This is a genomic window from Actinophytocola sp., assembly GCF_035634895.1.
Lineage (GTDB): Bacteria > Actinomycetota > Actinomycetes > Mycobacteriales > Pseudonocardiaceae > Actinophytocola.
Genome location: NZ_DASQCC010000209.1, coordinates 1 through 8,757 on the forward strand (window position 1 = coordinate 1; position 8,757 = coordinate 8,757).

Annotated in this window: 7 protein-coding genes and 1 pseudogene; 2 read left to right on the forward strand and 6 right to left on the reverse strand. The window is 71.3% G+C overall.

All coding sequences use genetic code 11. The annotated features are described in order from the left end of the window. The 5 genes and pseudogenes from VET29_RS31220 to VET29_RS31240 form a co-directional block, all read right to left on the reverse strand. A pseudogene (locus VET29_RS31220) lies at positions 1 to 1,752 on the reverse strand (type I polyketide synthase); the annotation flags it as partial. Positions 1,753 to 1,775: 23 nt separating this feature from the next. Further along, positions 1,776 to 2,948: a cytochrome P450 gene (locus VET29_RS31225; protein WP_324927249.1), complete on the reverse strand. Its 1,173-nt coding sequence runs from the start codon at positions 2,946 to 2,948 to the stop codon at positions 1,776 to 1,778. Then, positions 2,935 to 4,377 (reverse strand): MFS transporter, encoded by a 1,443-nt coding sequence (locus VET29_RS31230; protein ID WP_324927255.1) that lies wholly within the window; start codon positions 4,375 to 4,377, stop codon positions 2,935 to 2,937. Before VET29_RS31230 ends, VET29_RS31225 begins: the two co-directional genes overlap by 14 nt. A gap of 178 nt (positions 4,378 to 4,555) precedes the next feature. Next, the gene (locus tag VET29_RS31235) at positions 4,556 to 5,017 is read right to left on the reverse strand and encodes an ABA4-like family protein (RefSeq protein ID WP_324927261.1); all 462 of its coding nucleotides are present in this window, start codon (positions 5,015 to 5,017) and stop codon (positions 4,556 to 4,558) included. Then, positions 5,017 to 5,988, reverse strand: a complete 972-nt coding sequence (locus VET29_RS31240) for a hypothetical protein (protein ID WP_324927267.1) — start codon at positions 5,986 to 5,988, stop codon at positions 5,017 to 5,019. Before VET29_RS31240 ends, VET29_RS31235 begins: the two co-directional genes overlap by 1 nt. Positions 5,989 to 6,086: 98 nt before the next feature. On the opposite strand from VET29_RS31240, the gene VET29_RS31245 reads away from it, so the two are divergent. Beyond that, positions 6,087 to 6,719, forward strand: coding sequence for a MerR family transcriptional regulator (locus tag VET29_RS31245; RefSeq protein WP_324927273.1), 633 nt, complete (start codon positions 6,087 to 6,089; stop codon positions 6,717 to 6,719). Positions 6,720 to 7,092: 373 nt separating this feature from the next. On the opposite strand, the gene VET29_RS31250 is transcribed toward VET29_RS31245, so the two are convergent. Next, positions 7,093 to 7,848: a thioesterase II family protein gene (locus VET29_RS31250; protein WP_324927280.1), complete on the reverse strand. Its 756-nt coding sequence runs from the start codon at positions 7,846 to 7,848 to the stop codon at positions 7,093 to 7,095. 138 nt (positions 7,849 to 7,986) lie between these two features. Here VET29_RS31250 and VET29_RS31255 point away from each other — a divergent pair, with 138 nt between their 5' ends. Continuing rightward, positions 7,987 to 8,706 (forward strand): AfsR/SARP family transcriptional regulator, encoded by a 720-nt coding sequence (locus VET29_RS31255; protein WP_324927286.1) that lies wholly within the window; start codon positions 7,987 to 7,989, stop codon positions 8,704 to 8,706. Positions 8,707 to 8,757: the final 51 nt, after the last annotated feature.

An 8,757-nucleotide genomic window follows, 5' to 3' on the forward strand; every position in this document is an offset into this window, starting at 1 on the left:
GATGACCTCGCGGAGGGTGGGGTCCAGGTGTGCGCAGACCTCGTCGAACGCGGACGCGAACACCGGGAACGCCTCGTAAAGCTGCTGACCCATGGCGACGCGTTGCGCACCCTGCCCGGTGAACAGGAACGCCAGCTTGCCCTCGGCCACCGATCCGGCCGCCAGCTCCACGCCCGACGGGTCGAGGACGACCCGGTGGTCGAACCTCGTGCGGGCCGCCGTCAGGGTGAAGCCGACATCCGCCGGCCGCAGACCCGCCGCGGCGGATCGCAGGCGGTCGGCCTGAGCCCGCGCCGCCTCCGCACTCCGCGCCGACACCGGCCACACCACCGGCCCGTCGGCCGGGGCCGCGTCCTCGGTCGCGGGCGGCTCCTCGATGACCACGTGCGCGTTCGTGCCGCTGATCCCGAACGAGGACACGCCGCCTCGGCGGGGCTGATCCCCCGGCTGCCACGGCTGTGACCCGGTCAGCAGCCGGACCGCGCCGGCGTCCCAGTCCACCTGCGAGGTCGGCGCGTCGACGTTCAGCGTGGGCGGCAGCTGCCCGTGCCGCATCGCGAGCACGAGCTTCATCACGCCGGCCGCGCCGGCCGCCGCCTGGGTGTGTCCCAGGTTCGACTTGACCGAGCCAAGCCACAGTGGCCGGTCCGCCGGCCGGCCCTGACCGTAGGTGGCGATCAACGCCTGCGCCTCGATCGGGTCGCCCAGCCTGGTGCCGGTGCCGTGCGCCTCCACGACGTCCACATCGGACGGTCCGAGGCCGGCCGACGCCAGCGCCTGCGTGATCACCCGCTGCTGCGACGGCCCGTTCGGCGCGGTCAGCCCGTTCGACGCGCCGTCCTGGTTCACCGCCGAACCCCGCACCACCGCGAGGATCGGGTGCCCCAGCCGCCGCGCGTCCGACAGCCGCTCGACCGCGAGCACGGCCGCGCCCTCGCCCCAGCCGGTGCCGTCGGCGGCCTCGGCGAACGACTTGCACGTCCCGTCCGCGGAAAGGCCGCCCTGTCGGGAGAACTCGACGAACGTGTCCGGCTTGGCCATCACGGTCGCGCCGCCGGCCAGCGCCAGGTCGCACTCCCCCGCCCGCAGTGCCTGCACGGCCAGGTGCAGCGCCACCAGCGACGACGAGCACGCGGTGTCCAGCGTGACCGCCGGGCCCTCGAGCCCGAGCAGGTAGGCGATCCGCCCCGACGCGACACTCGCCGCGGTTCCGGTGCCCCAGAAGCCTTCCGCACCTTCGGGCAGCTCGGCCAGCGACGGGATGTAGTCGTGGCACATCACGCCGACGAACACGCCGGTCCGCGACCCGCGCAGCGTGCGCGGGTCGACGGCGGCGCGTTCCAGTGCCTCCCAGGAGGTCTCCAGCAGCAGCCGCTGCTGCGGGTCCATGGTGAGCGCCTCGCGCGGGCTGATCCCGAAGAACTCCGGGTCGAACAGCCCGGCCTCCCGCAGGAAACCGCCGTGGCGGGTGTAGGACCTGCCCGGCACCTCGGGGTCGGGGTCGTACAGGCCGTCAAGGGCCCACGCGTCCCCGCGGTCGGCCGGGAACTCCGTGATGCCGGAACGTCCGCCGGCCACGAGGTCCCACAGCTCGTCCGGTGTGGACACTCCGCCGGGGAACCGGCAGCCCATGCCGACGATCGCGATCGGCTCGCGGGCCTTGCCCTCGACCTCGGTCAGGCGGCGGCGTGCCTCACGCAGTTCGGCCGTCGCCCTTTTCAGGTAGGCCAGGTACTTCTCTTCGTCCGCCACCTGGGGACACTCCTCGTGTGAAATTAGGAAATGGTGACCGGCAGCGATAAGGGCAGCCGGATCAGCGTCGACTCACGCCAGGGCAGCTCGTCCTCGGGGACGGCCAGCGAGATCTCCGGGAAGCGGCGGAACAGCTGCTGCAGCGCGATCCCGTTCTCGATGCGGGCCAGCTCCGCGCCGGGGCAGGCGTGGGGGCCGCGGCCGAACACGAGGTGCTTGTTCTGTGCCCGGTCGAAGTCCAGGTCGTTGGCGTTGGGGAAGGCCGACGGGTCGCGGTCCGCCGCACCGATGGACAGCAGGACCGTGTCACCGGCGGAGATCCGCTGGCCGCCGATCTCCATGTCCTCACGGGCGAACCGGCGGAACCCGCGCTGGGTCGGGCTGTACATCCGGAACATCTCCTCCATGATCCGGTGCAGCTCGTCCTCGCCGGCGTCCGCCAGGCGCTTCGCCAGGTCCGGCCGCTGCATCAACGCGAGCGTGCTGCAGGACAGCATGCCCATCGTCGAGTCGTAGCCGGCGGCGAACATGATCAGCGCCATGTGCGACAGGTCTTCCGGCGGCAGCAGGTTCCCGTCGTCGTCGGCCACCTCGGCCCACACCGTCAGCAGGTCGTCCTTCGGGTCGGTCCGGCGTGCCACCAGTGCGCGCGCCATCGCGGCACCGATTCCCTGCGGGTTCACCAGGTTGTGGGAGAACACCAGCTCGCCCCACTCCCGGACGTGCACGCGCTCCTCGTCCGGCACGCCGACCAGGTCGCAGATCACGGTGATCGGCAGCGGCGCGCAGAAGGTGTCCATCAGGTCGACGATCGCGCCGTCGGCGCCCTTCGCCGCGACGTCGTCGAGCAGGTCGGACACGAGCTTCTCCATGACCGGCTTGAGCAACCGCATCCGCCGGGGCACGAAGCCGTGGTTGACGAGCTTGCGGGACTTCGTGTGGTCCGGCGGGTCCTCCATCACCAGCCGGGCCTCCGCGAGGCCCTCCGGCGGGAGGTGGTTGGTGTAGTCGTCGTTAGCGTACTTCCGGTGCCGGGCAAGGCGTTGGTCGCGTAACGCGTCGTACACCTCGGTGTATCCGGTGACGAGCCAGACCGGGATCCCGTCGGGCAGGCAGACCCGGTGCACCGGGCCCTTCTCGTGCAGTGTGGCGTAGATGTCGAACGGCGCTTGCCAGTACTCCTCATCGAACAGCATGCTGTGGCCGTGCATCGGGCACTTGTCCACCATTTTCATCCTCCGAGTTGGACTTCTTGAGCCCGACGATGGCGACCACGATCGTGACCGCTGTCAGGACGAGGCAGAACGTGAACACGTTGAGGTAGGTCTGCACGTCGCGGGTGCCGTCGGCGGCCGTGCCGGACTGCAGGATGGTGGCCACGGCCGCGGCGCCGAGCGCGCCGCCGATCTGCCTCGCGGTGCTGTTCAACGCGCTCACGCTGGCGTACTTGGTCGGCGGCGCGGACGTGGCGGCCGCCGACATCGAGGCCATCATCGTGGCGCCGATACCGAACCCGACGAACACACTGGCGGGCAGCCAGAGCTCCAGGAACGCGGGGTCGTCGGTCAGGACGAACAGCATGACCGCCGGCACCGAGGCGTGCGCGATCATGCCGAGCACCGCAGCGAACCGCGGCCCGCCGAACCGGCCCATGACCTTGCCCATCAGCACGGCGCCGACGGCGGCGAGTATCGCGCCGGGCGTCTGCGCGAGCCCGGCCTCCAGCTCGCTGTAGCGCCAGATCTCGGTCAGGAACAGCACGTTACCGAGCAGCCACGCGTACATGACCGTGCCGTACAGCAGCCCCACCAGGTTCGCGCCGGTGAGCATCCGGTTGCCGGAGAAGAGGGAGAACTCGAACGCGGGCGCGCGGTGGCGCAGCGACCGCAGCACCGCGAGCACCAGGCACAGCGCGCCGCCGACCAGGCAGGCCAGCGTCCGGCCGGAGGTCCATGCCCAGGTGGTGCCGTTGGTGATGCCCAGGGTGAGGCCGCCGATACCGAGCACGAGCAGCAGGGTGCCCACCGGGTCCGGTGCGCCGCCGGTCGCCGGCGCCGGCCGGAACACCCGGGCCCCGGCGATGACGAGCGCGATGCCGATCGGGACGTTGATCAGGAACACGGCGTGCCAGCTGAACGCCTCGACGAGCAGCCCGCCGAGGCTCGGCCCGACCGCGGCGGCGGCCGCGCCCGCGGCGCTCAGCAGGGAGATGGACATCACCCGGCGTGCCGGCGGGGAGTCCAGCAGCAGCACGGAAAGCGAGGCCGGCACCATGATCGCGGCGCCGACGCCCTGCAGGGCACGCGCGGCGATCAGCAGCTGCAGGGTGGGCGAAAGGGCACACAGGAGCGAGGCCACGGTGAACAGGGCGATCCCGCCGAGCAGGATCCGCTTGCGGCCGAGGGTGTCGGCGAGGCGCCCGGAGGGTGCGAGGAGCGCGGCGAACAGGATGGCGTAGGCGCTCATCACCCAGGACAGGTCGGGCAGGGTCGCCGCCGGGAACTCCTTGTGCAGGGCCGGAACGGCGAGCATCGTGACCGTGGAGTCCAGCATGGCCAGGAAGTTCGCGCCTGACGCGGTCAGCACCACCGTCCAGTAGGACGGCAGAGCACGTTCGGTAGACATCGCTACCCCCTTTTCCCACGCGGGACACCGGCGAGGCCAAGTATGCCGCCGAGCAGGTTTTTTCCCGGTCGCCTACGGTCAATTCCGCACCCACTGCCGGGTAATTCCGTGCGAAGAAAGGAAACGCCCCGGTGGACCCCTCCGGAAGGGGTCCACCGGGGCGTTTCCCGTCCGGGAGCTACACGGGCACGGCCGGGCGGTCCACCCGCTCCGGCTCGCGCTGCCCGGCGCGGCCCAGCACCGGGCGGAGCAGAAGGTAGAGCGGGACGGCGATCGGCGACAGCATGATGGTCAGCACGAGAATCGGGGCCATGACCAACGGATGCACGTCACGCTCGCGGCTGTCCAGGTAGATCCACCGCCCGACGAACAGGTCCCACGCGATGATCTGCGCCCACATGAACGTCAGCACCGCCGGGTCGGTCAGCAGGTCCTGCCAGCCGGCCAGGGTCGGCTTCGCCACGGCGGGCAGCACGTCGCCGAACCGGGGAACCGCGAAGACGAACCAGAAGACCAGCGGCGGGGTCGCGACCCACGGCGTGGACATGATCGCCTTGGTGCGCGGCCATTTCGGGGCCAGGATCATCAGCGCCCAGAACGGTGCGGCGGCGACGAAGACCAGGGTGAACGCAGTCGACATCAGACCAGTACCTCCTCGCGGGCCCGTGCCGGCACGGGCCTTCTCGCGGCGCGCACTGCCCACACCGCCATCGCCATGGTGGCGGCCACCAGCACACCGAGCGCACCAATGGTCGGTAAGTCCGGCCGCGCGACCGGTTGCCCGCGAAGCGCCTGCCAGGTGGTCAGCACCATCAGTCCGGCGTAGAAGCCCGCGAACGTCCACACGAGACGGAGCCGGAGCTTCTCGTCGCGCAGCCGCGGCAGGTGCACCGCCAGCAGCGCGACCGCGAGGGCGAACAGGGGCAGCACCTGCAGGCCGTGGACGCCGATGAAGTGCGGCACCCGCAGGTCGCCGCCGGTGGTGCTCCACCCCGTGACCGGCATGCCCGGTCCCCCGTCCGGCACGCCCACGCTGTGCGCGCCGATGATCCTCATGGGGCGGTTGGCGCGCTGCTCGTCGGTTCCCCACGTCATCAGGAACGCGATGGCCATGCCCACCAGCGTGATCACCGTGCCGAACCGCACGGCCCACAGCGCCGGCCGGTCGGCGCGCCGCTCACGCATGAGCAGGACGGCGCCGAGCAGGTTGGCCACCCACAGCACCACGATGCTGGCCCCCATGATCGCCCACATGGCGGCGTCGAGGGGGGTCGCCACGTTGAAGTGGCTGCGGTGGCCGCGGATGGTCTGCACGAAGACGACCCCCACCTCGGCGGCGCAGGCCACGGCGGCGACGGTGCCGAGCGCCCGGCCGAGCCGCACGTGCCGGCGTTGCAGCGACAGCATCCACGCCCACGTCGCCGCGTACAGCCCGAACGAGAAGGCGAACTTGCACGGCTTGGCCCAGATCGGGGCGCCGACCAGCATCCGGTGGTCGACGACGAGCCCGATGGCCGACACCACGACCACGAACGCCGCGAAGGCGGCGAACAGCATCAGCGGCCGGTGCCAGTCGAAGGCTCTGCGAACCAGCGTGGAGACGGTTGCCATCGGATCCTCCTGGTCGACCAGATAGCGTTACTATCCGCTATCCATAGTGATATGGTCGGCTTCGCTGGTCAAGGAAGACTTCACAAACGGGAGTGGCCATGCGCGTCAAGGAGCTGAGCAGCCGCAGTGGCGTGTCCGTGCCGACGATCAAGTACTACCTGCGCGAGGGCCTCCTGCCGCCCGGCAAGCTGTCCAGCCCGAACCAGGCCAGCTACGACGATGCCCACCTGCGGCGGCTGCGGCTGATCCGCGCGCTGGTGGACATCGGTGGGCTGACCATCACGGCCGTCCGGCAGGTGCTGTCCGCGGCCGACACCCCGGACGAGACGGTGCCGCGGATCTTCTACGCGGCCCAGGAGAGCATCAGCGCCGATCCCGCCCTGCCGCGTGACGAGGACTGGGACTTCGCGGAGGCGCGGGTGGCGGAGCTGGTCGAGCGGCGCGGGTGGCAGGTCAAGCCGGACAGCAGGGCGTGGCAGACGGTGGTGGCCGTGCTGGTCAGCGCGCGGCAGCTCGGACACGGGGTGTGGACGGGGACCCTCGACGCGTACGCCGACGCGTGTGAGCGCATCGCGGCGGCCGATCTGAGCTACATCGAGGGCATCGAGGAGATGGACGCCATGCTGGAGGGCGTGGTGGTGGGCACCGCCCTCGGCGACACCCTGGTCACCGCGTTGCGCCGCCTCGCACACCAGGCCGAGTCGACCAGACTCCTCGGCGCCGAGAGCTGACCGCCACCGCGATACCGACGCCCCGCCGTCGCGCGGAACACCCCCACGACCCACAACGCCGCCGGCGGCAACCTCGCGGCACCCGACGCCGAGACCTGACCGCCGCCGCGCCGGCGACACGCTGCCGCCCAGGACGCCCACGCAACGCACAACACCGCCGGCGGCAACCTCGCGGCACCCGGCGGCAAGAACCGACCGCCACCGCGATGCCGGCGCCCGGGCGCCGCAAAGAACACCCATGCGGCGCGCACCACCCTCGGCAACCTCGCGGCACCTGGCGCCGCGAAAGGCACCCACGCGGCGCTCGGGTGCGCCGGCGCGGCGCACAACACCACCACCGGCAACCTCGCGACCGTGGCTGGTCAAGTCGCGGTCAGGCGGTGCGGGCGGTGATCGACCGGGTGTGTTCCTTGATCCGGCGCAGGACGTCCGGCACCTGGTCGTTGAGGTAGAAGTGCGCGCCGGGATAGACGGCCAGCTCGAAGCCGGCGCTCGTGTGGTCGCGCCAGGCGTCGGCCTCGTCGACCGTGACCTTCGGGTCGCGGTCGCCGGTCAGCGCGATGATCGGGCACGAGAGTGGCGGGCTCTCGTGGTAGGTGTAGGTCTCCGCGGCGATGTAGTCCGCCCGGATCGCCGGCAGCACCATGCTCACGACGTCCGGGTCCGCCAGCAGCGCCGTGTCGGTGCCGCCCAGCTCCTTCATGCCGGCGATCAGGCCGGCGTCGTCACGCAGGTGCGTCCGTTCGTGCCGGCTGCGGGACGGCGCGGGCCGCCCGGAGGCGAACAGGCCGGTCGGCGTGATACCCGCGCGCTCCAGCCGCACGGCCACCTCGAACCCGAGGGTGGCGCCGAGGCTGTGCCCGAAGATGGTGATCGGCCGGCCGGTCAGCGGTGCCAGCGCGGCGACGAGGCCGTCGGCCAGCTCCTGTACCGAGGTCAGGCACTGTTCGCGTAATCGGTCCTGCCGGCCCGGGTACTGCACGGCCAGCACGTCGATGTCCGGCGACAACGCCTTCGACACGCCGAAGAAGTAGCTCGCCGAGCCGCCCGCGTGCGACAGGCACAGCAGCTGTGTCATGGCGCCGTCCGCCGGGTGGAACCGGCGTATCCACAGATCCGTGTCCGTCATTTCTCCAATCTTGGGGGGTAGCGGCACGCCCCGGCAAGGTCGAGTGGCGCACTCATCGGTCGCGGGTGAATTGTTCATGGATAGTTCGCGACGCACACGAATTTCCAAGCGATGTGTCCAGATGCGACGATTCAAGCCATGAAGGTGGCCGTTCTCGGGAGTGTCGAGGTCACCGCCGGGGACCACCAGGTCGAGCTGGGCGGTGTCCGCCAGCGGGCGATCCTCGGCTACCTCGTGCTGCACGCCAACAGCGTGGTCCCGACCAGCCGGCTGCTCGGCGCCCTGTGGCCCGGCGAGCCGCCGCCGACCGCGCGCAAAATGGTACAGAACGCCGTTTCGGCACTGCGCAGGGCACTCTCGAAGTCGGCGCTGCGCACGAGCCCACCCGGCTACCAGCTGCACGTCGACCCGAACGACGTCGACCTGTTCGAGTTCCGCCGCCTCACGCGGGAGGGCCGCACGGCGATCGCCGAGGGCGACCAGGCCCGCGGCGCGCACCTGCTCCGCACGGGCCTCGACCTGTGGCGCGGCCGCGCCATGGCCGACCTGGTGGAGAGCGGTGCCCGCTGGCCGGAGCTGGCGGCCGTCGAGGACGAACGCCTGTCCGCCATGGAGGACCGCCTCGACGCGGAGCTGGCGTGCGGCCGCCACCGGGAGATCACCTCCGAGCTGGAGGTCCTCACCGCGACCGACCCACCGCGCGAACGCCTGTGCCGCCAGTTCATGCTGGCGCTCTACCGGTCGGGCCGCCAGGCCGACGCGCTGCGTGTCTACCACCGCACCCGCGCCGCACTCGGCGTCGAGCCGGGGCACGAGCTGAAGGATCTGCAGCGCCGGATTCTCGACCACAACGTCTAGCGAGCACCAGCGTCTAGCGAGCACTTACCCGGCGGTGGACGTGCCGGAGGC